General features: G+C 70.4%; 25 protein-coding genes. 10 read left to right on the top strand and 15 right to left on the bottom strand.

The window, feature by feature from the left end:
• The first annotated feature begins 514 nt into the window (after positions 1-514).
• Positions 515-2,800: a tetratricopeptide repeat protein gene (locus DQ384_RS31505; protein ID WP_114032521.1), complete on the top strand. Its 2,286-nt coding sequence runs from the start codon at positions 515-517 to the stop codon at positions 2,798-2,800.
• A 55-nt stretch (positions 2,801-2,855) separates the two neighbouring features.
• On the opposite strand, the gene DQ384_RS31510 is transcribed toward DQ384_RS31505, so the two are convergent.
• The 4 genes from DQ384_RS31510 to DQ384_RS31525 all read right to left on the bottom strand — a co-directional run bounded on the left by DQ384_RS31510 (position 2,856) and on the right by DQ384_RS31525 (position 7,045).
• A complete protein-coding gene (locus DQ384_RS31510) occupies positions 2,856-3,590 on the bottom strand; it encodes a ferritin-like domain-containing protein (RefSeq protein ID WP_114032522.1) in 735 nt (244 codons plus the stop codon).
• A 215-nt stretch (positions 3,591-3,805) separates the two neighbouring features.
• Positions 3,806-4,348 (bottom strand): RNA 2'-phosphotransferase, encoded by a 543-nt coding sequence (locus DQ384_RS31515; protein ID WP_114032586.1) that lies wholly within the window; start codon positions 4,346-4,348, stop codon positions 3,806-3,808.
• A 434-nt stretch (positions 4,349-4,782) separates the two neighbouring features.
• The gene (locus DQ384_RS31520) at positions 4,783-5,196 is read right to left on the bottom strand and encodes an enediyne antibiotic chromoprotein (protein ID WP_114032523.1); all 414 of its coding nucleotides are present in this window, start codon (positions 5,194-5,196) and stop codon (positions 4,783-4,785) included.
• A gap of 322 nt (positions 5,197-5,518) precedes the next feature.
• Positions 5,519-7,045, bottom strand: coding sequence for a golvesin C-terminal-like domain-containing protein (locus tag DQ384_RS31525; protein WP_114032524.1), 1,527 nt, complete (start codon positions 7,043-7,045; stop codon positions 5,519-5,521).
• A gap of 185 nt (positions 7,046-7,230) precedes the next feature.
• Here DQ384_RS31525 and DQ384_RS31530 point away from each other — a divergent pair, with 185 nt between their 5' ends.
• Positions 7,231-9,363: a family 10 glycosylhydrolase gene (locus DQ384_RS31530; RefSeq protein ID WP_114032587.1), complete on the top strand. Its 2,133-nt coding sequence runs from the start codon at positions 7,231-7,233 to the stop codon at positions 9,361-9,363.
• A gap of 25 nt (positions 9,364-9,388) precedes the next feature.
• Here the strand turns inward: DQ384_RS31530 and DQ384_RS31535 are convergent, their stop codons facing one another.
• From DQ384_RS31535 to DQ384_RS31565, 7 genes are all read right to left on the bottom strand, one after another.
• Positions 9,389-9,985: a GNAT family N-acetyltransferase gene (locus tag DQ384_RS31535; RefSeq protein ID WP_114032525.1), complete on the bottom strand. Its 597-nt coding sequence runs from the start codon at positions 9,983-9,985 to the stop codon at positions 9,389-9,391.
• The gene (locus DQ384_RS31540) at positions 9,982-11,454 is read right to left on the bottom strand and encodes an APC family permease (RefSeq protein ID WP_220183246.1); all 1,473 of its coding nucleotides are present in this window, start codon (positions 11,452-11,454) and stop codon (positions 9,982-9,984) included. The genes DQ384_RS31535 and DQ384_RS31540 overlap by 4 nt, the downstream gene beginning before the upstream one ends.
• A gap of 40 nt (positions 11,455-11,494) precedes the next feature.
• Positions 11,495-12,160 (bottom strand): GOLPH3/VPS74 family protein, encoded by a 666-nt coding sequence (locus DQ384_RS31545; protein WP_147268964.1) that lies wholly within the window; start codon positions 12,158-12,160, stop codon positions 11,495-11,497.
• Positions 12,161-12,744: 584 nt separating this feature from the next.
• The gene (locus tag DQ384_RS31550; RefSeq protein WP_114032527.1) at positions 12,745-14,004 is read right to left on the bottom strand and encodes an acetyl-CoA hydrolase/transferase family protein; all 1,260 of its coding nucleotides are present in this window, start codon (positions 14,002-14,004) and stop codon (positions 12,745-12,747) included.
• A complete protein-coding gene (locus DQ384_RS31555) occupies positions 13,991-14,560 on the bottom strand; it encodes a MaoC family dehydratase (protein ID WP_114032528.1) in 570 nt (189 codons plus the stop codon). Before DQ384_RS31555 ends, DQ384_RS31550 begins: the two co-directional genes overlap by 14 nt.
• A 74-nt stretch (positions 14,561-14,634) precedes the next feature.
• A complete protein-coding gene (locus DQ384_RS31560) occupies positions 14,635-15,018 on the bottom strand; it encodes a VOC family protein (protein WP_114032529.1) in 384 nt (127 codons plus the stop codon).
• 183 nt (positions 15,019-15,201) lie between these two features.
• On the bottom strand, positions 15,202-16,113 hold the full coding sequence (locus DQ384_RS31565; protein ID WP_114032530.1) for a phosphotransferase family protein: 912 nt from the start codon (positions 16,111-16,113) through the stop codon (positions 15,202-15,204).
• Between the two features lie 84 nt (positions 16,114-16,197).
• On the opposite strand from DQ384_RS31565, the gene DQ384_RS31570 reads away from it, so the two are divergent.
• The 3 genes from DQ384_RS31570 (at position 16,198) to DQ384_RS31580 (ending at position 18,181) form a co-directional block, all read left to right on the top strand.
• Positions 16,198-17,265, top strand: a complete 1,068-nt coding sequence (locus DQ384_RS31570) for an NAD(P)/FAD-dependent oxidoreductase (RefSeq protein ID WP_114032531.1) — start codon at positions 16,198-16,200, stop codon at positions 17,263-17,265.
• A gap of 201 nt (positions 17,266-17,466) precedes the next feature.
• A complete protein-coding gene (locus DQ384_RS31575) occupies positions 17,467-17,676 on the top strand; it encodes a threonine dehydratase (RefSeq protein WP_245966911.1) in 210 nt (69 codons plus the stop codon).
• Positions 17,677-17,791: 115 nt separating this feature from the next.
• A complete protein-coding gene (locus DQ384_RS31580) occupies positions 17,792-18,181 on the top strand; it encodes a TraR/DksA family transcriptional regulator (RefSeq protein ID WP_114032533.1) in 390 nt (129 codons plus the stop codon).
• 70 nt (positions 18,182-18,251) lie between these two features.
• Here DQ384_RS31580 and DQ384_RS31585 read toward each other — a convergent pair whose 3' ends face one another.
• Positions 18,252-18,554, bottom strand: a complete 303-nt coding sequence (locus DQ384_RS31585) for a hypothetical protein (RefSeq protein ID WP_147268965.1) — start codon at positions 18,552-18,554, stop codon at positions 18,252-18,254.
• Between the two features lie 395 nt (positions 18,555-18,949).
• Positions 18,950-19,756: an inositol monophosphatase family protein gene (locus DQ384_RS31590; RefSeq protein WP_114032535.1), complete on the bottom strand. Its 807-nt coding sequence runs from the start codon at positions 19,754-19,756 to the stop codon at positions 18,950-18,952.
• A gap of 219 nt (positions 19,757-19,975) precedes the next feature.
• On the opposite strand from DQ384_RS31590, the gene DQ384_RS31595 reads away from it, so the two are divergent.
• Together DQ384_RS31595 and DQ384_RS31600 are read left to right on the top strand one after the other, a co-directional pair.
• Positions 19,976-21,115 carry a sensor histidine kinase gene (locus tag DQ384_RS31595; RefSeq protein WP_181871534.1) on the top strand — a complete coding sequence of 380 codons (1,140 nt, stop codon included), beginning with the start codon at positions 19,976-19,978 and terminating at the stop codon, positions 21,113-21,115.
• A complete protein-coding gene (locus tag DQ384_RS31600; protein WP_114032537.1) occupies positions 21,112-21,768 on the top strand; it encodes a response regulator in 657 nt (218 codons plus the stop codon). The genes DQ384_RS31595 and DQ384_RS31600 overlap by 4 nt, the downstream gene beginning before the upstream one ends.
• Here DQ384_RS31600 and DQ384_RS31605 read toward each other — a convergent pair.
• Positions 21,758-22,429: a DUF2306 domain-containing protein gene (locus tag DQ384_RS31605; protein WP_181871535.1), complete on the bottom strand. Its 672-nt coding sequence runs from the start codon at positions 22,427-22,429 to the stop codon at positions 21,758-21,760. The two genes, DQ384_RS31600 and DQ384_RS31605, sit on opposite strands and share 11 nt — an antisense overlap.
• Before the next feature lie 376 nt (positions 22,430-22,805).
• Positions 22,806-23,435, bottom strand: coding sequence for a histidine phosphatase family protein (locus tag DQ384_RS31610; RefSeq protein WP_114032539.1), 630 nt, complete (start codon positions 23,433-23,435; stop codon positions 22,806-22,808).
• Between the two features lie 787 nt (positions 23,436-24,222).
• Here DQ384_RS31610 and DQ384_RS44010 point away from each other — a divergent pair.
• The 3 genes from DQ384_RS44010 (at position 24,223) to DQ384_RS31635 (ending at position 25,516) form a co-directional block, all read left to right on the top strand.
• Positions 24,223-24,405 (top strand): DUF6766 family protein, encoded by a 183-nt coding sequence (locus tag DQ384_RS44010; RefSeq protein ID WP_425451541.1) that lies wholly within the window; start codon positions 24,223-24,225, stop codon positions 24,403-24,405.
• A gap of 209 nt (positions 24,406-24,614) precedes the next feature.
• A complete protein-coding gene (locus DQ384_RS31630) occupies positions 24,615-25,310 on the top strand; it encodes an FAD-binding oxidoreductase (RefSeq protein ID WP_245966912.1) in 696 nt (231 codons plus the stop codon).
• A complete protein-coding gene (locus DQ384_RS31635; RefSeq protein ID WP_114032543.1) occupies positions 25,310-25,516 on the top strand; it encodes a hypothetical protein in 207 nt (68 codons plus the stop codon). The genes DQ384_RS31630 and DQ384_RS31635 overlap by 1 nt, the downstream gene beginning before the upstream one ends.
• Positions 25,517-25,564: the final 48 nt, after the last annotated feature.

Raw genomic sequence — 25,564 nt, forward strand, 5'->3', positions numbered from 1 at the left:
AAAACCGACGTACGGCGCCCAGGACGACGACCGAGGGCACGTGATCACCGGGAGCTCGACGTCAATGATGGCGGGCATGTCGCCGGCCTCCACCTCACCACCTTGCGACGGAGGAACCGCACCTGTTCACCGAGGATGTCCGCGTGTTCCCGGCCGCTTCTAGTGTGCCCGCCCTCCTACGCCCTCGCGGTACGCACCTGCACCGTGGGTGGCATGGCCGAGAGCCGGATCAACAATCCTTTTTGGGGCAAATAGCCCCAATCATCCCCTCAATGAGGGGATGACACCCGGCGCTCCACCGATTACTACGCCAACGCCGCCAAGACGCTATCTGTTCACCCCGAAACCGGCCGTCCTATATTGCAGTTAGGAAGGCGCACATATCGAACGGGAGCCGCTTACCTATACTGGAGACTCCGCAGGAGATGGCAGTAGGGTTGATGCTCCCGACCACGGTGCTCGGTCACCATTCCATACGTCGAAAGGCGAACAGGTGCGTCGGCGTCACACATGGGTGACCTTCGCCTCCGTCATAGCGATCCTCCTTCTTCCCATCACGACGAACGTGGCGGCGAACAGCCTTCCCGACGCATGGCGGTCCATTCTCTGGATTTCCTGGCCGATCTCGCTGCTCCTGGCCGTCCCGGTGTTCGCGCTGGAGATGAAAGCGCGTCGCCGCTCCTCCGACAGCGCCGTCCCCTACCATGCCGCTCCCCCCAAGGAGATCGAGAAGGAAATATGGAACATTCCATCGCCGGTGCGGCATTTCAGCAACAGGAAACAGGACTTCGAGCGGATCGGAAGCCTGCTGATGCGTGGCGCCGGAAGAACGCTGCTCATCCACGGGATGGGGGGAATCGGCAAGACACAGATGGCCCTGGAGTACGCCCGGCGGCAACGCCCAGACGCGACCATGGGCTGGTTCGTCCCGTCCCGGAGCCGCGTGGCCATCATGACGGCCCTGACGGATCTCGGCAGGCGCCTCGGAATCGACACCTCCAACCAGGAGGCCACGTCGATGCTGGTGGTCGAGTACCTCAACGAGCATACGGGCTGGCTCCTTGTCTTCGATGACGCCCACGACGTCAAGGACCTCTCCGGGCTGCTCCCCATCACCGAGAAGGGCAAGGTCCTGATCACGTCCAGGAACCCCCAGTTCGAGCAACTCGCCGAGGCACTGCTCCTGGAGCCGTTTCCGGACGAGGACGCGGCCAAGTTCCTGAAGGGCCGCAGCGGCGACTTCAGTGACCTCTTCGCGCGGCGGCTGGCCACGAACCTGGCGGGGCTGCCTCTGGCACTGGAGCAGGCCGGAGCCTACTGTCGGGATACGGGCATTGGCCTGGACGAGTACCTCCACCGCTTCCAGGTGAACAAGGGGAAACTTCTGGACCGGGGAACCTCGGGCGATCGGCTCGGAGTCGAGGCGACGTTCAGGCTGTCCTTCGACCGAGCCGCGGAGCTGAACCTCGCCGCGTCCCAGTGGTTGCGACTGTGCTCGTTCATGGCGCCGGCGGACATACCCCGGGATCTGCTGGCCGGTTCATCCGACCTGCTACCTCGCCCGCTCGCGCGAGCCGTCCTCGACGACCTCGCCTTCGACGAGGTCGTCTCGGCGTTGCGCCAGACCTCGCTCATCACCTCAGCGGCGCCAAGTCACCTGCGCATCCACCAGCTCGTCTCCGACATCATGCGAGACCATGTGGCACGCCGTCGCGACGTGTGGCGGCGGACGACGCGCCTACTGCTCGGCGTGGTCCGCTGGCCGAGGGCGGATCCGGCCGCCCATTGGTCGCCGGGCCGCTGGACCAAGACCGGCCTGGCCGTCCTAGCACGCAATCTCCCTTTGGAAGATCCCCGTGATCACGAGAGCTGGACCAGAGCGTCATCCCTGCTTCCACACCTGCAGGCCCTGCTCGAAGGGCTCGACGAACTCGATGCTCCCCTGAACGCGGCAGAGATCAGGACCTTCTCGGGAGTCGAGGCCGAGATCGGCATACGCATGTTCCGCAGAGGTGATTACCTGGTCGGCGAGCATTTGTGCCGGCACGCGTTCGACATGTGCCGCCAGAAGCTCGCCAAAGACGACGCGCACACGCAGCTCATCATGAACTATCTGGCGATGACGCTGCACGGTTTGGGACGTCTCGAAGAGGCACGGGACCTCTACGACGAGATCGTGCCCCTCAGGACGGCCAAGCTCGGGCCCGACCACCCCGACACGCTGAAGGCGATGAACGACCTCGGCGGCGTCATGATGGACCTCGAAGCCGGACTCGGGCGGGCTCAGGAACTGTACGAGCATGTACTCGCCGTATACACCCGAGTCCTCGGCGAACGTCACATATCCACGATCATCGCCACGAACAACCTGGGAAAGGTCCTGCGCAGAAGGGGAGATCTCGAAGGCGCGCTTCGCCTGGCCGAGAAGTCCGTGCGGTTGGGAACCGCTGCCCTGGGTCCCGACCATCCCGATGTGTTCGTATGGACGAACAATCTGGGAGAAGTCCACCGGCTCCTCGGTGATCTCGCCACCGGGCGGAGCATTCATGAGGACAACCTGGAGCGGCGAACCCGCGTCCTGGGCGCCACGCATCCGGCAACGTTGATCTCGACGAACAACCTGGCCCGCATATTGCTCCAGCAAGGCGACGTGACGGAGGCGGAACGGCTGTACGGCCTCTCGCTGGAGTTGTCCTCGCGGTATGTGGGCAGCGACAGTCCCACCGCGAAGGCCGCGAGAAACGGCCTGCTGGCGACGGCCACAGCGCGTGAGGCCTCCGAGGAGGGGCCGGCGCCATGAGCGTGAGGCGAGGGCGACGCGCTGTTCTGGTTGCCACCGCCCTCTGGCCGCATGGTCACATGCGATTAGCCAGGTGGCGTGGTGCCGCGGAGAAGACTTTGTGGGTCACAGTCGTGAAGAGGGCGGTCACATCGGTGACGAAGACCTTCGCCGGGACGCCGAGGCGGCGCAGCGCGGGGCCGTGGTCGAGGGCGACGACCGCGCAGACGCCGAGCGTGAGCACCCACCAACCGTAGCGGACGACCGCCCGCGCCGGCCGGGGCAGGTCACGGAAGCCGTCGCGCAGCCGGTCGCAGTGGAAGGGGACGTGCCGCCGCTCGTCGTCGAAGATCCGGCCCGCGACCTCCGCGGTGAGCCGATCGCCGCTCCCGTCGCGCAGCGCCCGGTAGTAGCGCAGGGCGACGACCTCGGCGATCATGAGCACCATCAGTTCGAGCCGGAGCCCCAGCATGCGGCGCAACCGGACGAAGACCGCGTCGCTCCAGTGCCCGCTGATGATCGGCGCGCCGGCGGCGGCCAGCAGGCGCGCGAGCAGCCGCGCGTGATCACGCTCCTCGGCGACGAACAGGCGCACCGCCCGCGTGTAGCGGTCGTCGCCGGCCGCGACCGCCTTGGCGACTAGGTTGGCGCCGTCGCCGTCCTCGCCGACCTGGAAGCGTTGCAGGCTGCGCAGCACCGAGCCGTGCAGGCGCGCGCCCGCCGTCCAGTCAGGATCGCCGCGCAGTTCGCGCCGCCGCGCCTCGGCCTCGAAGTCGCGCAGCCAGTCGTCGAAATCATGCCTGTCCGCCATGTCAGCGAACGTACGGGGCGCCTGTGCAGAAACAGCGCAGCCGTTGTGGGGGCTTTGCCGGAGCCTTGTGCGAGTACGCCGCGCCGCGACGCTCACCGGCCCGCGACGCTCACCGGCCCGCGACGGCACGGTCCCGACGGCCGCGCCGCGGAGAAGAGGCCCCGCCGAGGAGAAACGGCCGCGAGCGGAGAAACGGCCATGGCGCGGAGGACCCGTCAGCCGGGGAAGCGGATGTACTCGGCCGGGACGTGCCCGGCCAGCCACACCCCGTTGGCGCTGACCCGGAACTCGTGTCCCGCCGCGTGCATCGCCCCCGAGTCCACGACCAGCACCACGGGCCTGCCGCGCCGGGCTCCCACGCGGGTGGCGGTCTCGCGGTCCGGCGACAGGTGGACGTCGTGGCGGCTCATCGGCTTGAGTCCCTCGGTGCGGATCGCGTCGAGGCTGCCCGCGACGGTGCCGTGGTACAGCAGCGCGGGCGGCGTCGTGACGGGAAGGGCGAGGTCGACCAGCACGGAGTGGCCCTGGCTGGCGCGGATGCGGTCCCCGTCGATGGCGTACCGCCACTTGTCGTTGGCGGCGACGACCCGTTCCAGTTCGTCGCGCGAGATCGGGAAGCCGTGGGCGGCGGCGGCCGCGAGCAGCGTGTCGACGGGCACCCAGCCGTGGGCGTCCAGCTCGATCCCGATGCGCTCGGGCGCGTGCCGCAGGTGTTTGGACAGGTATTTGGAGACCCTCACCAGCCGCCGCTCGTCCATCAGGGCCTCCCTCGAAGCCGCCGCCGCGCGGGTGCGGTTCCCGGCGGCCACGCCCGTCCGCCCGGCGGAGTGTGCTCCCCAGGCGCGTGACCGTCTTTCCGGTGGGTCTTGACAAGAGGTTGACAGGTATATTCACAGTGGATTGTCCGAGACTGTGAAATGGCCCCCGCACCCGCCCCCCACGACGCCCGCCGAAAGATCACCGTACACCAGCATAAACGCGGGGATTCCCCGGCGCATTCCATATTCCTGGGTTCCTGGGTTCCCGGCTCCGGCCCGCCCCCGGACATGACGAGGCCGTGCCGGGCGCGCCGCCTCCCCCGCCACTATGAGGGATGGCGCGCCCGGCACGGCCGGACCAGGTCACCGCCGGCCGCGCTGGGGCGGCCGGCGGCGGGCGGACTCCTCGCGGGTCAGGCGAAGGAGAGCGCGACCTACCCGAGGACCAGGTCGTTGTTGCCGGCCCCGAGGTAGCAGCCGTCAACCTTGCAGTTCACCTTGCCCACGGGCACGCCCTCGTAGGTCACCGCGTCGAAGGAGGCGCGCACGGTCAACGGGAACGTCGCGGCGCCACCGGCGTCGGTGGTGAAAGTGGTGCCGGTCCCGGCGTCACAGGCGAGCACACCGGCGGCCAGGTGGGCGTACTCGGCGATGCTGTAGGCCGTGTTGGCGGCCGCGCCGGTGACGGTCACGGTGACCACGGAGCCGTCGCTGAGCCCCGTGGTGGGCGCCGCGGTGAACGACGGCGCGGCGGCCGCGTGGGCGCCGGGCTGCACGGCGGCGGCCACTCCGAACACCAGGGCGGCGCCGACACCGAGCTTGGCGAGAATTCCGGCCTTGTTCCTCATTACTAACTCCTTTTCCTGGTTGGGATTGCTGACTGCACAGCAAACTCCGAGTCATTTCGCCTGTCCGGGTACAGGGGAATCGAAGTCATCATGTTGTCAGGCGCACGGCAACTAATTGTCAAGAACGGGGTGGCGGACATTGGTGGTGATGGTGTATGAGCTACTGAGGGTGCCGGAGCGCTCACTGGGCCTGGACGGACGGCGCCGGACGCCCGGCGGAACGCGCGTGGCCCGCGCCTCCGGGCGGAGGCGCGGGCCACAGGGGTGGAGCTACGGGCGTACCGTCAGGCGCCGCCGGACGCGGCGCCGGCGGACGTGCCCGTCAGACGCGCGAGATGCGGATCGCGTCGGCGATGACGTAGCCGACGCCCGAGGTCCAGCGGCTCACGGCGACCGCGTTGTAGTCGCCGGCGTTGAGCGCGAAGGTGCCGATGTTGCGCCAGCCTCCGCCGCCCGATCGCTGGTCGACGTACACGGTCTGGTTGCCGCTCGATGTGGCGACGATGTAGGGCGCCGAGCTGTTGTAGCCGGGGTCGGAGGCGTACCAGACCTCCACCCTGTAGTTGCCGGCGCTGGGGATGGCCGCCTTGTACCAGGCGGGGTCGCTCGACGCGACGGGGTTGGCGAACCGGTAGTCGGCGCCGTACCGCTGGGCGGAGTAGGTGGACGTGCCCCAGTTCGCGCTCGCGGTGAACCGCCCGGCGGTGGTGTTGTCGAGGGTCGTGGACCAGGACGGGGTGCCGCCGCCGGTCACGTACGACATGTAGGTGGTCCAGTTCCAGTGCGGGCCCGGGTCGGTGTGCGTCGCGCCCGGCACCTCGACGTGCCCGATGATGTGGGCGCGGTCCTTGGGGATGCCGTACTTGTCGCAGATGTAGCGGGTCAGCGCCGCCGAGCCGCGGTACATCGCGTCGGTGAACCACGAGGGGTTGTCGACGTAGCCCTCGTGCTCGATGCCGATGGACCGGGTGTTGTAGCTCCAGTTGCCGGCGTGCCAGGCGACGTCCTTGTCACGCACCATCTGCGTGACGGCGCCGTCGGAGGAGCGGACGACGTAGTGCGCCGACACCTGGGCGCTCGGGTTCTGGAACCACGAGATGGTGCCGGCGTACGAGCCCTGGGTGACGTGGATGACGACCCGGTCGATGGCGTAGCTCGACGGGCGGCTGGAGGCGGTGTAGTTGCTGCTGCTCGCCGCGACCCACGATCCGTTCGGGTAGTCGGGGCTGGCGGCGAGGGACGCGTTGAGGTCCCGCGTGCGGGCGTAGGAGCCGCGGTCGGCGGTGACCTCCTGCGGGGCGACCGTCACCCCGGCCGCCCGGAACCCGGTGCCGAGGAGCTGGTACACGGTGTCGGCGTAGAGCCGGGCGATCTCGGGCGACGACGCGTTGGCGTACGCGGCGACGGCCTGGTACCACCGGCCGGCGTCCTTCCGTGCCTCGGCGTCGAGTCCGGCCTTGTCGGCGTACGCGCGAAGCACGGCGGCGCCGCCGAGGATGTTGGCGTCGGTGTCGGCGCGCAGCGCGTCCACCGAGAGGCCGGTGAGCTCGGCCGCGCGTTCGAGGGTGTGGGTGGTGGGGTTGCTGACGAGGTGCATCACGCCGTACCCGCCGCTGGCGCTCGGCTTGCCGCCGTGGCCGTCGAGGTGGGTCTCGGAGTAGGCGAGCGCGACGAGCAGGTCGCGGGGCACCTCCTGGGCGGCCGCGGCGCGGGCGAACGCGTCGGGCAGGGGCGCGGCCGCCGTGGCGTGGGCCGGGCGGACGGCGAAGACCAGGACGGAGCAGGAGATGAGCAGGGCGGTGAGCAGGCGGTGTGCGGCCGTGGCCGGCCTGACGACGGGGGGTGTCATGGGAACTCCTCGGTAGAGGGTGCCAACGGCTGCACAGTAGGAACTTTGGTGACAAATGTCGATAATTGACATTACTTTCCATTTGACCGAAGATTTCTGTCCGCCTCGACCGCAGGTCAAGATCGATCTGACTGATCGCGTGAAGACTATTGCGTTCCGTCGGCCTGACACTGAAGATTCTTTACATGACCACACCCGGAGCGGGCCGCACGTGCCGGCTCACCGCCGCACCCCCGGTCAACACCCCCCGCAGCGCCACCCCTCGCAGCGTCACACCCCGCGCCGTCACCACGCCTCGGAGACGACTCGCCTCCCTGGTCCGCGCCGCCGCCCTGGGCATCCCCCTCCTGCTGCTCGGCGCGCTCGTCCCGTCCACGGCGTCCGCGAGCGCCTCCCCCGTCCCCGCGACGGTGCCGGCCGTCTCCGGCCCCCCGATGACCTCCGCCGCCTGCGTCACCGACCCGGCGACCCCCAAGCGCCAGCTGCGCGCCATGTGGATCGCGAGCGTCGCCAACATCGACTGGCCGAGCCGTACCGGCCTCACCGCGCAGGCGCAGCAGTCCGAGTTCCGCGCGTGGCTCGACCTCGCGGTCCGGAACAAGATGAACGCCGTCGTCGTGCAGGTCAGGCCGACGGCCGACGCGTTCTGGCCCTCGCCGTACGAGCCGTGGTCGGAATGGCTCACCGGCACCCAGGGGACCAACCCCGGCTACGACCCGCTCGCCTTCATGGTCGCCGAGGCGCACGCCCGTGACCTGGAGTTCCACGCGTGGTTCAACCCGTACCGCGTCGCCAACCACGAGGACCCGAACCGGCTGGTGGCGACCCACCCCGCGCGCAGGAACCCGTCCTGGCGGTTCGCCTACGGCGGCAAGATGTACTACAACCCGGGCATCCCCGCCGTGCGGACGTTCATCGAGGACGCCATCATGGACGCCGTCACCCGCTACGACGTCGACGGCGTGCACCTGGACGACTACTTCTACCCGTATCCGGTCAGCGGCCAGACGATCCCGGACGCCGACACCTACGCGCAGTACGGCGGCGGCTTCGCGAACATCGCCGACTGGCGGCGCGACAACGTCAACCTGATGATCAAGGAGACGGGCCGGCGCGTCCACCAGGCCAAGCCGTGGGTGCGGTTCGGCGTGAGCCCGTTCGGCATCTGGCGCAACGCCTCGACCGACCCGCTCGGCTCGCGCACCTCCGGCCTGCAGTCCTACGACGCCATCTACGCCGACACGCGGCTGTGGGTGAAGCAGGGCTGGATCGACTACATCGCCCCGCAGATCTACTGGCACATCGGCTTCGCCGCCGCCGACTACGCCGCCCTCACCTCGTGGTGGTCGGACACGGTACGGGGTACGGCCGTCCAGCTCTTCGTCGGCCAGGCCGCCTACCGCGCGGGCGCGTCCGGCCAGGACCCGGCATGGCAGCAGCCGGGCGAGCTGTCCAGCCACCTGTTCGACAACCGGGGGCATCCGGAGGTCGCGGGCGACATCTACTTCAGCGCCAAGGACGTCCGCGCCGACCGCATCGGCGCGTTCACCCGGGTGATGACCGACCACTACTCCAGGCCCGCGCTGGTCCCGGCGTACGGCTCGGCGGCCGCGCCCCAGGCGCCGTCGATCACGTCGGCGACGCGCGGCGCGGGCGGCGTCGCCCTGGCGTGGCGCGGCGGCTCGGGCGCGCCGGTGTCCTACGCCGTCTACCGGGTCGACGGATCCCCGAGCGCCGACCCGTGCCAGTTCGCCGACGCGCGCAACCTGCTCACCACGACCCGCGCGACGTCGTTCACCGACGCGACCGCATCGCCCTCCGGCGCGTACACCTACTACGTGACGGCGTCCGAGCGCACGCACCACGAGAGCGCGCCGAGCGCGGGCAAGGCGGTGCCCGGCACCGGCGGCGGGTTCAGCGTCGTCGTGGACAACGCCGAGGCCAGCTTCTCCGCGAGCACGGCCTGGGGCACGTCCGCGTACTCGTCCCAGCGGTACGGCGCCGACTATCGGTTCGCGAGCCCCGTCGCGGCGAGCGACCCCGCGTGGTTCGCGGTCGCCGTGCCCGAGGCCGGCTCCTACCGGGTCGAGGTCCGGTACCCGTCCGACCCCGGCTACAACTCCTCCACGCCGTACCTCGTCGCCACGACCACGGGCAACCAGACCGTCATCGTGGACCAGCGCACGGGCGGCGGCCAGTGGCGCGACCTCGGCACGTTCACGCTCGCGGCCGGCGCCCACAACGTGGTCGGCGTGAGCCGATGGACCTCGGCCACCGGCTACGTCATCGCGGACGCCGTGCGCGTCACCCGGCTGTGACGCGCACCGGCGACCGCGCCGGCGGCTAGGCGCGCTTCGGCATGCGCATCATCGGGTACATGGGCGGCCCGTCCGGCAGCACCATCGGGTCGCCCACGTCGCGGTAGCCGTGCCGCAGGTAGAGCTCACGACTGCGGGCGTTGCTGGCCTCCAGGTAGGCGGGGACGCCCGCCGCGTCGAGCGCGCGGTGATGTTCGCGCAGCAGGTCGCTTCCGATGCCCCGGCCCTGGTGCTCGGGCAGCACGGCGAGGTAGGCCAGGTAGTGGTGTGGCAGGTGCAGGTGGTGCTCGTCCATCTGCTCGGCGAGCGTCGCGAAGCGGTCGGCGTAGACGTCCTTGAGCGTCATCACCCATTCGTCCAGGCCGGGCGCCGGGGGCAGGGGAGACCCGTCGTTGTGGAACCAGACGGCCACCGCCGCCCCGTCGGCCGTCGCGTGGATCTCGCCGCAGGCGAAGGCGTGCCCGGCGTGCCGGGAGAAGAAGCCCGGCAGGATCTGGCGGCGGTCGTCCTCCGGCGGGACGATCCAGGCCGACACCTCCAGGTCGTGGAACGCGGTGCCGATGACGCCACCGACCATCTCGGCGGCCCCAGGTGCATCGTGAACGCGGATGATCTCGGTCATTTGTCTCCTCCGATCGCCGCCTGGGCGCCCAGGCCGATGTTGGCGTAAACGCGAGGCCGGGTCGCCCGCAGCGTCAGCCCCCACGCCACCCCGAAGACGATGGCGGCGAGGTAGACGGCGGGAAGGATCCAGCGGAGCGGTGAGCCGGGCTCGACGCCGAGCACGGTGTCGAAGTTGACGAGGGCGAGCCCCAGCACGATGAGCAGCAGGACCGACGCGAGGCCGGGCGCGATCCGGGTGCGCCAGGCGTTCTCCAGGCCGGGTTCGCGGGTGAAGAAGAACAGCACCGCGACCGAGGTGCCCGCCAGCAGCAGCAATACCCCGAACCCGCCGAACGATCCGACCGTGAAGAACAGGTGCACGAGCGGGTCCAGGCCGGAGACCGCGTAGATCACGATCACGACCAGCCCGGTGACGCTCTGCGCCACCGAACCGCTGACGGGGGCGCCGGTCGGCGGGGACGTGCGGCCGAAGATCGAGGGCAGCACGCGCTCCCTGCCGAGGGCGAAGATGTAGCGGGAGATGGTGTTGTGGAAGGCGATCATCGCCGCGAGGATGCTCGTCACGAACAGCACCGAGCCCACGGTGGCGGCGGTCGTCCCGAGGTGCCGCCCGGCCAGCTCGAAGATCAGGCCCGGCCCCTGCGCGCGGGACGCCTCGACCACCTTGTCCGAGCCCACCGCGACGGTGACCGTCCAGGACGAGATCGCGTAGAGCCCGGAGATGACGGCGAGCGCGATGTACGTGGCGATCGGCACCGTGCGCCGGGGGTCCTTGGTCTCCTCGGAGAAGACCACAGAGGACTCGAACCCGGCGAAGGCCGCGACGCAGACCGCGATCACCGCCCCCATGCCGGGAACGAGCAGGCTCGAAGGGGCGAAGGCCTCGGGGCTGTAGCCGGAGGCGGCGGGATGCGCGAGGCCGGCGAGGTCGAACACGACGACGACGGCGATCTCCGCCAGCAGCAGCACGGCCAGGACCTTGCCGTTCACGTCGACCCGCATGAGCCCGAGGGCGCCGGTCAGCAGCCAGGCGGCCAGCGCGACGGCCCACCAGTCCGGGGTGACGCCGAACCAGTCGGTGAGCAGCGGGGTGGCCGCCGAGGCGATGACCCCGTACAGGCCGACCTGCACCGCGTTGTACGCCAGCAGCGCCACCCACGCGGTCGCCACGCCCGCCGGGCGTCCCAGCCCTCTGGCCGTGTAGGCGTAGAACGCGCCGGCGTTGACGACGTGGCGCGCCATCGTCACGTAGCCGACCGCGAAGACGGCCAGGATGGCTCCGAGCAGCACGAACGCCAAGGGCACGCCGACGACGCCGGTCACGGCGTAGGCGGTGCTCACCACGCCCGCGACGACGGTCAGCGGCGCCGCCGCCGAGATGACGAAGAAGACCACGGACGGCACGCCGAGGCGGTCTTCGGCCAGCGCCGCCGTGACGGCGCCGGTTCTCTGTTCTGTCAGGGACAACCGGGGGCTCCTTCAGGGGAAGGGAGGGGCGGGGGGCAGGTCACCGGCGGCTGATGACGGCGTCCCCGACGGCCGCCTCCGTCTGGGCGAGCAGTTCCTGGAGCCGGGGCGCAAGGCCCTCCACCGCGCCGGCCAGGTAGGTGGTGTTCCGCTCCCACAGGACGAGCCTGGCGACGCCGGTCGCGTTCAGCAGGCCGAGCAGGACGCGGTCCCGGGCGCCGAGCGGCTCGCGGCGCCGGACGGCGATGTTGAGCCGTCCGACCGGCCACGCCGCCTGGTTCGTGTCCACCGGCAGGTGCCTGGACCCCAGAAGCCCGCGGTGCGGGCGCAGCAGCCCGTCCGCGGTCATCCGGGACGCGACGTCGGCGCGCGCGGTGCGGGCGAGGAAGCGGAGCCAGGTGCGGACGGTGTGGGACGGTTCGGCGACGATGTGGGCGAGAACGACCCGGGCCAGAGGGTCCCGGCCGGACGTCCCGGCCCCCTCGGACTCCTCCGAAGACGGTTCCTGGACCGGCTCCAGCCGTGTCCCTCCCGGGGCCGCTCGCATGGTGATCCGATCGGCGAGCATCAACTCCCCCAAGAGGGCGGCCGCCAGCCCGATGCCGGTCAGCGGGGCGTGCAGTCGCGTTCGGCCGGTGATGTCGTAGTGCATGGCGAAGAACAGATCATCGGCCAGCCGAAGATCCGGCAGAGCGACTCCAGTCACGATGCGCGATCTTATATGCGTTTTGTCAAATTTGTCATTACTAACACCGAACTAGATGATCTAGTCAGACCGACAGTGGCCTCGCGCTTACGAAATCGTGATGTTCTTTCTCTCTCAAATCCCGTAACACCCGTTCGGCCGACGCGTCCTCGCCCTCGAGACCACCGAATCCGGCTCACACCTGAGCCGGTGACCGTCCCACGCCCGCCCTCGCACATGGTCGGACCCCCCTGACCGGTTACGGATGCCCGGCCGAAACAAACCGGCCCGACCATTTCCAGGTGACCTGGTAAATCCTTGACTATGGCGCTGTGACTCGACGCTATGCAAGGCCGCCGAAATCCGCGCCTCCTCACCGCCTGCACATAGCAGCCCACGATTCTCCGAGCCCCCGGTGAACGCCCCACACCCCTCTGTGTGACCACGGCGTCGCGATATGCGATGGCAGGCGGCCGTCCGGACATGTCACTGTATGAAGGTGTCCGAGACCCTCAGCCTCGTCTACTCCGTAGAAGACGCCATCGCCGCCGAGCGCTCAGGCCGGCGCCTGCGTCAGCTGTTCTTCTGCCTGGTCGAGGCCGGCGTCAGCGCAGAAGACCCGCGTGGTGGGCCTCGTGGTGAAGGCGTTCGCGGTGGGCCGGGTGGGCGATGCGGACGAGGGACGCGGCCCGCTCGGCGACCGTACGGCCGCGCAGTTCCGCGACGCCGTACTCCGTGACGACGTTGTCCACCGTGTTCTTGAGCGTGGTCACCACACTGCCCGGCGTCAGCCGCAGGTTGATCCGGCTGGTGCCGTCGCGGGTGGTCGCGTGCAGCACCAGGAAGCCCTGGCCGCCCTCGGAGTACATCGCGCCGTGCGCGAAATCGCTCTGCCCGCCCGAGCCGGACCAGTAGCGCCCGGCGATGGTCTCGCTGGCGACCTGGCCGAGCAGGTCGACCTCGCTGGTGGCGTTGACCGACACCATGCCGGGCTCGCGCGCGACGGTGCGGGGACTGTTCACCCAGGCCGCCGGCATCATCGAGACGGCGCCGTTGTGGTCCAGCCAGTCGTACAGCCGCCGGCTGCCGAGGCAGAACGTGGCGACGTGCTTGTTCCTGAAGTGCCGCTTGCGTGCGCCGGTGACCGCGCCCTTCTCGACCAGGTCCATGATGCCGTCCGACAGCACCTCGGTGTGCACGCCGAGGTCGCGGTGCCCGGCCAGCGCGTCCGGCAGCGCGCTCGGGACGTGCCCGATGCCGATCTGCAGGCAGGCCCCGTCGGGCACGCGCTCGGCGATGTAGCCGGCGATGGCCCGGTCCCGCTGGTCCGGCTGGATCCGCCGCGGTTCCGGCAGCGGCGTGTCGGAGTCGCACCAGCCGGCGACGTCGCCGAGGTGGATGAGGTTCTCGCCCGACGTGTACGGCATGTGCGGGTTCACCTCGACGAAGAATGGGATGTCCCCGATGAACGAGGCGGTGTAGTCCGCGTTGGTGCCCAGGCTGACGTACCCCTGCCGGTCGGGCGGGCTGACCGCGGCCAGCGCGAGCGTGCACTTGGTGGTCGCCCGCATCAGCATGGCCGCCTCGCTGAAGTGGACGGGCACCAGGTCGCAGTGTCCCGCCCAGTACGCCGCGCGCGAGCCCGGGCCGAGGAAGTAGTCGACGTGCCGGAGCCGGTCGCCGAACTCGCCGCGGATGTAGGCGCGCTCGCGCTGCGGGTCCATGCGGTGGACGCGCACGTCCTGGAGCCGGTCGGCGTGCGCCTCCAGCGTGTCGAGCAGCCGGACGGGCTCCCCGGCGCCGAGCGGGACGATCAGGTCAGCGCCCGGCGGGACGTGACCGAGCACGTCCTCAGGGTCGTTCATCGCGGTCCCCCAGGGCGCGCTCGGCGCGGGCGTCCCAGACCGGGGTGACGGCGGTGACGTCCGGGCCGTGCCCGCGCCGGTAGACCATGACGGTGCGCTCGAAGACGATGACGATCACGCCGTCCTGGTTGAAGCCGACGGTGCGGACGGTGACGATGCCGACCCCCGGCCGCGAGGTGGAGCCCCGGGCGGCGAGCACCTCGGACTCGGAGTAGATGGTGTCGCCCTCGAACACGGGGTTGGGCATCCGCACCCTGTCCCAGCCGAGGTTCGCCATGGCGTGCTGGGAGACGTCGGTGACGCTCTGGCCGGTGACCAGGGCGAGCGTGAACGTCGAGTCGACCAGCCGCCGCCCGAACTCGGTCTGCGCGGCGTAGTGGGAGTCGAAGTGCACGGGCATGGTGTTCTGGGTCAGCAGGGTCAGCCACACGTTGTCGGCGGAGGTGACGGTGCGGCCGAGCGGATGCCGGTAGACGTCACCGACCTTGAAGTCCTCGAAGTAGCGGCCGTGCCACGACACCTGCCCCGAGCCGTCCCGCGCCGATCGTTCGTCCATGGTGATCTCCCCCGGGATGTGGTGGAAACGCGCATCAGGCGTTTCCTACCCACGCGAGGTCGGGCCCTCGGGGCTCAGGAGGAGAACAGGCAGAACTCGTTGCCCTCGGGGTCGGCGAGCGTGGTCCAGCCCTCGCGGACGGCGATCACACGCCCACCGAGCGCCACGAGGCGCGCGGCTTCGGCCTCGACGTCGTCGCAGGTCAGGTCCAGGTGCAGGCGGTTCTTGACGGTCTTGGGCTCGGGGACCAGCACGAAGAAGAACCGCGGGCCGCGGCCGGGCGCCTCGACCAGCACGGTGGGATCGTCCTCGGGGTCCTCGACGCCCATGCCCCGCAGCCGTTCCAGCTCGGCCTCGTCGTACGGGGCGACCTCGTACCCGTCCAGAGCCGCCGCCCAGAACCGGGCGACCGGCGCGGGATGACGGCAGTCGACCACGACGTCCTTGATCCGGGCCATGGCGCCATGATGCATCCGCCCCCGTCCGATGATCCACCCGTTTTCGGGCGCGCGGAGCACGACACCCACGTGTGGTGCATGGGCATCGACGCGGACCTCGGCGCCGCGCTGCGCGTCGCGGTGCGCCAGGCGTCGCCTACCTCGTCGGCGTCACCGAGGGAGCCCTGACGACGGCGGGCGCGGCTAGGCCGGGTACAGCCGCTCCAGCGCCGCGAGGCTCTTGTCCAGGTAGACGTCCCGCCCCGGCTCCAGCCCGTACGCCAGGTCCTCCAGGAGCGCGCACCTGGCGTAGAAGGCGGCGCGCGCGGCCAGCGCCTCACGGCGGCCGTCGTCCGGGTGGCCGCTCAGGGCGCGGTCGAGCGCGGCGGGGCCGAGATCGCGGTAGAGAAGCCCGAAGTCGTAGGCCGGATCGCAGATCGCCGCATCGCTCCAGTCGATGACGCCGGTCACCGTCCCCGTGGCCGGGTCGACCAGGACGTGCTCGACGCCCAGGTCGTTGTGGGAGAACACCAGGTCATCGGGGTCGGGCGGCGGCGGCGCCCCCAGGAAGTCCTCGACGACCGGGCGGTGCGCCGCGGGCACGCGCGCCGCGACCGTCGCGTAGGTCTGCGCGGCCTCGTCCAGCCACTCCCGGGCCGGCCGGTGGTCGGTCTCGACCAGAGGGGCCAGGCGATCGGCCGGAGCGCCGTGCAGCGCGGCGAGCAGCTCGCCGGCGGCGGCGCCGACCGTGGCGGCGTACTCGGGCCACCGCGGCAGGGGAACGCCGGTCAGCGGCACGCCGGGAAGCTTGTGGTACGCCAGGCAGCCCCGCTCCGCGTCGGTGAACCGCGGCTCGGGAACCGGCAGCGGCGAGAGGCCCGCGACCGCGGCGAGCAGCCGGGCCTCGCCCTCGGTCCGCGCGGCCCTGACCGCCGGGTCCGGATCCTTGGCGAAGCGGACGATCAGCTCGCCGTTCACCTCGTAGGCGACGTTGTCCTCGCCCTCGCCGAGCAGCGCCACGGAGGTGATCCGGTACCCCGGAAGGCGCGCCGCCACGACGTCACGGACGTCCCCCGCCCGCCCGGCTTCGCGGATCCCCGCTGTGTCGTCATCCATGCTCCCATTTGCCATCCTGGCAAAGATGTTTGTCAAGCCGACAAGGGTCGCCGCATCATCTGCCGTGGAACGGAGGTAACGCACATGAGCAAGCGATCAACGGGACACGTGAACGGCCTGCGGGCCGACGGCGATCGGCGTTATGACGTGGTGGTGATCGGGGGCGGCGCCGCGGGCCTGGGCGGGGCACTCACGCTGGGACGGGCACGTCGGTCGGTGATCGTCGTCGACGGCGGCCGGCCGCGAAACGCCCCGGCCGACGGGGTCCACGCCTACCTGGGCCGCGAGGGCGTCGCGCCCGCCGAGCTGCTGGCCGCCGGACGCGACGAGGTGCGCGCCTACGGCGGGGTGATCAGGGAGGGCACCGTCGCGGCCGTCGAGCGGGACGCGGCGGGCTTCACCGCGCGCCTCGACGACGGAGGCGAGGTCCATGGCAGACGACTGCTGGTGACCACGGGGCTGGTCGACGAGCTGCCCGACGTGCCCGGCGTGGCCGAGCTGTGGGGCGAGGACGTGCTGCACTGCCCGTACTGCCACGGATGGGAGGTACGCGACCAGGCGATCGGGATCCTGGGTACCGGCCCCCTGGCGGCGCACCAGGCCCTGATGTGGCGGCAGTGGAGCGAGGACGTCACGCTCTTCCTGCACACCGCCCCCAAGCCGGGCGACGAGGAGTTCGAGCAGCTCGAAGCGCGCGGCGTCACCGTGGTGGACGGGGAAGTGAGCGCGCTGGAACGGAGCGGCGGCCGGCTGGCCGGCGTGCGCCTGACCGACGGCACGGTGGTCCCACGCCAGGCCATGGTCGTGACGCCGCGCTTCACCGCCCGCAGCGGCCTGCTGGGCGCCCTCGGCCTGGAACCGGTCGAGCAGGAGATGGGCGGAACGGTGGTCGGCACGTACATCGCCGCCGACCCCACGGGGAAGACCGCGGTACCGGGAGTCTGGGTGGCCGGCAACATCGCCGGGCTGTTCGAGCAGGTCATCGGCTCCGCCGCCGGGGGCACCCGTGCCGCCGGTGCCATCAACGCCGACCTGATCGCCGAGGACACCCGCCTCGCCGTCACCGCCCGCCGCGCCGCCACCCCGTTCTCCCCGGAGATGGAACACCAGGCGGGCGAGCGTGTGCGGGGCGACCGTGGCCACGGCCTCTGACCCCTCGCCTCGTGTTTGCCGAACCATGAACCCCGCGGATGAGGGGAGACCGGTTCCGGACGGGTAGGCGGTAGGAGTCGCACCCGCGGCCGGATTACGGGGGAAACCATGACGACCTCTACCGAGCACCGTCAGCACGCCGATCATGCCCATGTCCACGAGCCCGGGTGCGGGCATGTCGCCGTGCCCCATGGTGATCACGTGGACTATGTCCACGACGGCTGCCTGCACCGCGTTCACGAGGACCACGTGGACGAGTGCGAGCAGGCCGGGCACGTCGCCCATCAAGATCATCCCCATCGGCATCAGCCCGGGTGCGGGCACGTGGCGGTGCCGCACGGCGATCACACCGATTACGTCCACGACGGACACCGCCACGCCGGCCACGAGGGCCACTGGGACGAGCACTGACGCCCCGGGAGTGTGCCCCGGCCGGCCCAGGGCTCGCCCGGAGCATCCCCGCACAGCGCGTCGGCCCTGGTGAAGCGGCCGCCGAATAAGCTGGAAGCGGAGGTGAGGCACCGTGATGGCAGAGCGATCTCCGGGGGTCGCGCTCTCCCCTTCGGAGCGGGCGACGATGCGAGATCTCCTGGGCGCGGACCGTGAGCGGACCATGGCGCGGGTCGCTTCGCTGACGCAAGACTGGGACGACATCGTCGAGTCGTCCGCGCTGGTGGGCGCCGACGACGAGCACGACCCGGAGGGGTCGTCGACCGCCTTCGAACGCGCTCACATACAATCCCTGCTCCACCAGGCGGAGAAGCACCTCGCCGACCTCGACACGGCGCTGGAACGACTCGACGACGGGACGTACGGGGTGTGCGAGGGCTGCGGGCGCGCCATCGCCGTCGAACGCCTGAAGGCCCGCCCGGCCGCGAGGACCTGCATCACCTGCGCGTCCGCCGTCCGGCACTGAAACGCCCCGCGAAGGGGTCACCGCGCCGGCGCGGAGTGGTCCTCCATCTCGTGTTCCGTCCCCGGCCCGGTCACCGGTTCGTACCCGGCATGATCTCCCGCGACCGGGCACGGACCCGCCCGGCGATGCCGGGCGGCCACACCGTGTCCGTCGTCCACAGCACTCCGGCGAGCGCGTCCACCTCCTGGAGGTCGAGATGGCGCAGGTCCAGCCCGGAGGCGTCCACGTCGATCGTCTCCAGGTCCTGGACGAGGTCGGCGATGAGATCGCCGATCAGGTCGCCCGTCACCTCGCCCGGCCCCGGCCCGCCCACCACGCAGGCCGCCGTCCCGCCCGCTGTCCCGCCCGCTGTCCCGCCCGCTGTCCCGCCCACCGCGTCCGGCGTCGCTTCGCCTGCCCCCCTCGGCGCCGGGTGGACCGGCACGCCCGGCCGTCCAGCTCTCGGCCTCGACCGCCACCCAGCGACGGCCGAGATGGTGGATCCGGCTCCTCGGCGGAAGCCGATAGACGCGCCCGGTCCGAAGCCGCCGGGTCCAACCGCGCCGCCACCCCCGGACGACCGTCGTCACGACACCTATGACGGCGACCACGATCGCCCCCGTAGCAGGGTCCGTCACGCCGATTCCTCTCTCCTCGCCCGCAGTACTCGGTCCCTTAAGAGAGGCCACGACGACCACGATCGGGAAGCCCGCACCCAAGATCTTTTACGCGCGGCCGGGACGCGGCCCGATCTCTCGCATCGGCCTGACCGCAGGCGGGCCGTCCTCGCTACGCCGTGGAGGACCGAGCCCCGCCGGCCAGCTCGATGATCTGGGGGAGGATGCCCGGGGCGGCCGCGATGGTGGCGGTGGAGCGGGTCGTGTGCGGCGTGCCGTCGAGGTCGGTGACGTGGGCTCCGGCTTCCTTGGCGATGACGACGCCCGCGGCGGTGTCCCAGGGTTTGTTCGCGAGCATGACGCAGGCGTCGGTCTTGCCCTCGGCGACCCATACGAGGTCGATGGCCGCCGAGCCGAACATGCGGATGCGCTGTACCCGGGCCGCCAACCGCCAGGTGATCGCGTGGCGGGCGCGGTTGCGTTCCTCGGCTCCGTCGCCGACCGCGTAGTCGCCGACGGACACGAGGGCGGTCTCCAGGGTGGCGGCGCCGCCCGCCTTGATGGGCCGGCCGTTGAGGGTGGCCCCGTCGCCCTCGGCGGCCGCGTACAGGGAGCCGAGGAACGGCAGGTCGATGACGCCGAGGATGGCCGTGTCACCACGGACGAGGGCGAGGGAGACACCGCACAGCGGCAGGCCGTGCATGAAGTTGACGGTGCCGTCCACCGGGTCGAGGACCCATTGCAGGCCCTCGCCGGTGTGCCCGTCCTCGCCGCCCTCCTCGCCCAGGAACCGCACCGCGGGGGTGCGCAGGCCGAGGTGGTCGCGCACCGCTCGTTCGACGGCGTAGTCCACCTCGGTGGCCATGTCGCGGTCGCCTTTGGCGGTGATCACACCGGGCGGGCGGGTGGTGATCAATTCGTTGGCGATGGCCACGGCTTCCAGGGCGATGGGCAACAGGGCTCGCGCGTCGTTGGTCATACCGGTTCGCTTCGCTCCCACAGTCCGATGAAGACCTGGCCGAGGACGGGCAACAAGCTACCCCGGCCCATCGCTGTTCCGCGATCCCCCGGCCCCTGAGCTCCATCCGGCCCATCGGAGGGAAGGACGCCGAGGAGAGCGTTCCGTCGACGCCGAAGGCAGGTGCTTGTCGTACTTTGGGCTGATCCGGATGGACGCAAGCTGCGTACGATATTTGACGTGCTCGCCCTTCTTCGCTCTGTGTGGAACGAGCCCGGTCCCCCCAACCCCCCCAGGCGGGGGTGGCGGGACTGGGCGCTCGTGGCGGTGCTCATGGCGGTCGCTGTGCTCGAAGGGGTCCTGCGGCAGGATCTTCCCTGGCGGGCCGTCTCCGTGGCCATCACCGCCGGGCTGGTGCTCACGTTGTTGTGGCGCCGGAGCAGGCCGCTGCCGATGGTCGCCGTCGCCTTCGGCACCTGCGCCCTGTCCCCGCTGGTGATGAACGGCGCCTCCCTGCAGACGTACACATTGGTGTTCCTCCTCCTGTTGTCGTACGCGTTGTGCCGGTGGGGGTCCGGACGCGAGGTCGTGATCGGGCTCGTGATCATCCTGCTCAAGGTCACCCACTCGATGATCTCCGACTCCCCCGGCCTCCCCGACGTGATCGGCGGATGGGCCGTCGTATCCGCGTCCATCGCCGCGGGCCTGGCGCTCAGGTACCGGGCCGGGGCGAGGGCGCGCGAGCTGGACAAGGTGAAGCTGCTCGAACGCGTACAACTCGCCCGCGACCTGCACGACACCGTCGCCCATCACGTCTCGGCGATGGCGATCCGCGCGCAGGCGGGCCTGGCCACGTCCGGGTCGCACCCGGACGCCGCGACCGACGCGCTGCGCGTGATCGAGTCCGAGGCGTCGCGCGCCCTCGCCGAGATGCGCGCCATGGTCGACGTCCTGCGCCAGAACCAGCCGGCGGATCGGCAGCCCGGCCGGCGCATCACCGATCTCCGGCAGCTCGCGAGCCGAGGCCGCTCCGGTCCGTCCGTGGACGTCGAGATCTCGGGCGACCTCGACGACATCCCCCCGCCGGTGGGGGCCGCGATCTACCGCCTCGCCCAGGAGTCGGTCACCAACGCCCGGCGGCACGCGCGGCACGCCACCCGCATCGAGGTCCGCGTCGCGGCCGACGACACGTCGGTGCGCCTGCGCGTCAGCGACGACGGAGACGGCGGCCTCGCGCACCCGTCCACACGGCCCGGATACGGGCTCATCGGCATGATCGAACGCGCCGACCTGCTCGGCGGCACCTGCGTGGCCGGCCCGGATCCCGATCGGGGCTGGACCGTCACGGCCGTGCTGCCCCGGACCGGGTCGGCGACATGAGCATCCGGGTGATCGTCGCCGACGACCAGGAGATCGTCCGCACCGGGCTCACGATGATCCTCAACGCCCAGCCCGGCATCGAGGTCATCGGCGAGGCCGGCGACGGGCGGCGAGCCGTCGAGCTCGCGCGGCGCCTGCGCCCGGACGTGTGCCTGTTCGACATCCGCATGCCCGGCATCGACGGCATCGAAGCCACCCGTCTCCTCGCCGGACCGGGCGTCGACGACCCCCTCCCCGTCGTCGTCATCACCACGTTCGACCTCGACGAGTACGTCTACGCCGCCCTCAGGGCCGGCGCCCGCGGATTCCTGCTCAAGAACGCCGGCGCCGACCTGCTCTCCCAGGCCGTCCACGCCGCCGCCGGCGGCGACGCGCTCATCGCCCCGAGCATCACCGCGCGCCTGCTCGGGGCCTTCGCCCGCACCCGGCCCGCCTCGCCGCCGGTACAACCCATCGAGGCGCTCACGTACCGGGAGGAACAGATCCTGGCCACCGTGGCACGCGGGCGGACCAACGGCGAGATCGCCGGCGAGCTTCACATCTCTCTCAGCACGGTCAAGTCCCACATCGCGAGCCTGATGGCCAAGCTCGGCGCCCGCAACCGCGTCGAGATCGCCATGTGGGCCTACGAGACCGGCCGCGTCAAGCACTGATCCTTCCCTCGCCGGCCGCCGGGGCGGAGGTCCGGGTTCGCGCGACCGTGGAGGTGCGGGTTCGCCCGCGCGGCCGCCTGCGGATGACCCATTCGGCCACGGCGAGGTTGATCACCCACCCGGCGCCCGTGAGCAGCGCCCTGGGGAACTCGCCCGGCATGCCGACGAGCAGGATCCACGGCAACTGGGTCAGCGCCTGGGTGCCCGCACCCATGCCGATCGCGTACCCGCGCATCATCCAGGCACGGTGCCGGGCGAAATCCCGCCGCCGCACCGCGGCGAAGCCGAGGACGATGCACATGATCATGCCCACGCCGAACAGGAGCCGGAAACCGGCAAGAAGATCACCGTCCCCCACGGGCCGGGGGTAGAACAGCGTCATCCACAGACCCGAAACCGCCACGGCGAGCCCGCACAGGACCAGCAGCCGCCCCGCGGCGCGATGCCAGCCGGGCCTCCGGCGGCGAAACCCGGCCGCGAACTGGAAGGCCCCCAGAAGGCTGAACAGCAGGGCGCTCGGAATGTGCACCAGCACCGGCAACGGCTCCGCGAAGAACCGCGCGTTCTCCGCCGTGACCGCCGCACCGCCACTCAGCTCGCCCACCCGGACGACCCCGGCGATCGCCGGAATGACGCCCAGCACGACCAGCGCCACGGGCACACGCCACCCCGCCCTCGCCGGGGAGGCCGCCGGGAGAGTCCCTGCTCCAGGCCGATTCCGCGTCAGCCGACCAGAAGAGGACGGTCCGGACGAACGGGGTGGGGCCACAGCGGCTAGAGCCTCGTTCCGAGGCGACTGCGGCGACGGGGGGAAACTCGTCCTGCTCTCGTCGGTCATATCCCCATCGTGACGACCGACCCCGTCGCCTCTCATCCATACAACAGCCCGTTCCGAGCCGCCCGATAGTCGAGCAATCAGGCGTACTTTCGGCTGAACCCGACGCAATGACCAGGCCTCACCTCGGCCCGTACTACAGGAGCGGTCCGACTGCCTGGAGGTGGCCTTCCCAGCACTCCGCCCCGCCGCGGCGCTCTCCTCAGGGCTGCGGGGTCTCGTTGAAACGCGTGAGTGTCCATCTGGGTGGTGGCCACTGTGCGGGGTCCTGGTCAGTGATCCACTCGGTCATCGAGGCGGGGGACACCTTCAGATCGAAGGACCGATAGACCGGCAGCAGGCCGAGAGCGTTGAAGGAGATCTCGACCGTCTCGGCGTGCCCGACGAGGATCAGGGTCTCACCACGGTGACGATCGGCGAGGTCTACGATGGTGCGACTGGTGCGTGTCACCATCTCGGCCCAGGTCTCGTTGCCTTCCTGGAAGGGCCGGTAGACGCCGCCCCCCTCGATGTCGAGGCGCCGGGAGAACTCCGCTCGGGTGAGCCCGTCCGCCTGCGGCGGCACGTGCCATGTGCACAGCCCGCAGTCCTGTGAGGAGGGCAGGCCGCCGGCGACCGAGATCGCAGCGGCCGTCTCCACGGCTCGCGGCAGGGGTGACGAGTAGATCGATGCCCTGCCGTTCCCGATCTCAGCGGCGATCCGTTGTCCGAGCGACGCGGCCTGCGCACGCCCCACCTCGGTCAGTCCGCGGCAGCCTTTCGGACCACCTATCACGCCTTCTCTTGTATGGAGGGAGTCCCCGTGGCGCACGAAGAAAAGTCGAGTCCGCATGCCCGCGGATCATGCCAGAGACCCGAGCATGCTGCCCTCAAGCCGAGTGCTCTCCACCGACAGCGACTGAACCAGCCCCGGTCCGACCTGGTGGCCGGCGCGCCGGCGCCGCCACAACGCCATGTCCGGCGCATCGAGCACCAGCATGGTCCGCTTACCGAGCAAGGCCCCCCTGCCGACGATGGCCCGGGACAACATACTCACTACGAATGAGACGTACACCACCCCGCGAGGGGCAGCGACACAAGTGAAGCCGGCCACCCGCACCTTGTCGGGCCCGCCGACGGTGAAGTCGCGGCGCGTAGTAGGTGCTCGTTGCGATCTTCAATCCGTGCTCAGGACCGGAGAACTTCGGAGAGGCCGCCGTCAACGCTGCCGTCAGGTCAGAGTTTAGAACACGTGGATGGGGGCGTCTTGATGTGACTACGGATGAAACGGCCACTCCGCCAAGTCCAGTAGAAACAAACGATCAGCATCCAGCCGACGACTAGATAGTCCCCCCAGGAGCCTTTGTCGTCCATGATGTCAGTGATCTTCAGGACTGCAACGAGGAGAAGGACGACCAGGCCAAGAACGTTCGCCCGTAAGCGCTCCCTCGAGGGGATTCCTTTCGACCCATGACGGGGGACCATGTGGTCACTGTAACCGGTTCACCTCAGTCGTCTTCTCGTGGCTGGCCCAGTGGGTCGCGGGAACGGCTGGTTACAACGCCGAACGGCTTTAGCGACTTCAGGACCCCGTCACCGCCCTCGGATACCTTACGTCGGCGGACTTCTGGCACCGCACGCTGCAGAACTGGCAGTCCGAGTTCCTGGCCGTGCTGTCGATGGGGGTGCTGTCCATCTATCTGCGGCAGCGCGGTTCACCGGATTCCAAGCCTGTGGGGCCGCGCACGGCGTCACCAGCGAGGAGAACTGAACTCGCCCGGCGCCGCCGACTAGGCGATTTCTGTAGGTGTGTCTGGGTATGACGGGATTATGGCTGGAGAGCGGGAGAGCTGGCATCCCGGCATGAGGGCACCGCGGAGCGGTATCTACGAATGCGACGGCCGCTGCGGGCATCTGTGGTCCACCGAAGCGGCAGGCCATCGGTTCCCGACGCTTCCGCCAGAGTGTGACGGCCTCGGATGGAGGCTGGCCACCGCCAAACCCCACGCGTGAACTTTTGACCATATCGGGGGTGGATCCCGAGCGGAGCACCTGCCTGGTCGAGCCCGGCATCGTGCTGGACGTCCTGAACGAGCGGTTGCGCGACACCGGGCTGGAGTACGGCCCGAGGCCCGCCACGCACGACCACTGCACCCTGGGCGGCATGATCGGCAACAACTCCTGCGGGGCCACCGCCCAGCGCGCCGGCAAGGTCGTCGACAACATCGTCGAGATGGAGGTGCTGCTGTACGACGGCACCCGGATGTGGGTGGGCCAGACCAGCGAGGAGCAGTACGCGCGGATCCAGCGGCAGGGAGGCCGCGAGGCCGAGGTCTACCGGCAGCTCCGCGGGCTGCGCGACGCCTATTTGGAGCCGCTGCGCACCCGGTACCCGAAGACCCCCCGGCGGGTCTCGGGATACAACCTGGACAGCCTGCTCCCGGAGAAGAACTTCCACGTCGCGCAGGCGCTCGTCGGATCCGAGGGCACGCTGGTCGTCGTGCTGCGGGCCCGGCTCAAGCTGCTGCCGGTGGTCAAGGCCAAGACGCTGGTCTACATCGCCTACCCCGACATCGCCTCCGCCGCCGACGACGTCCCCCGGATCCTGCCTCACCGGCCGATCGCGCTGGAGGGCATCGACGACAAGCTCATCCACTTCGAACGCATGAAGCAGCTCAACCCGGACGCCGTCGCCAAGCTTCCGCCCGGCGGGGCGCGATCCGCCTGATGCACCAGGCCGAAGACCTCGACGTGCGCTGGTTCGAAGAGCCGGTCTCCTCCGACGACCTCCAGGGACTGGGCATCGTCCGAGACGCCGTACGCGCCACAGGGGTCTCCACGGCCTGCGGCGGTGCGGCCCGACGCGACCTCGACGCTCCAGGCAACGGCCTGACCTTCGACGAACCCGCAGCCGAACGGTTCCGCGTGGCGTGACGCGCCGCCGCCGCACCCGCGGGCGAGCCGACGCGAAGAAGGCTAGGG

Origin of the sequence: Sphaerisporangium album, from assembly GCF_003323745.1 — a bacterium.
In the GTDB taxonomy this organism is placed as follows: domain Bacteria; phylum Actinomycetota; class Actinomycetes; order Streptosporangiales; family Streptosporangiaceae; genus Sphaerisporangium; species Sphaerisporangium album.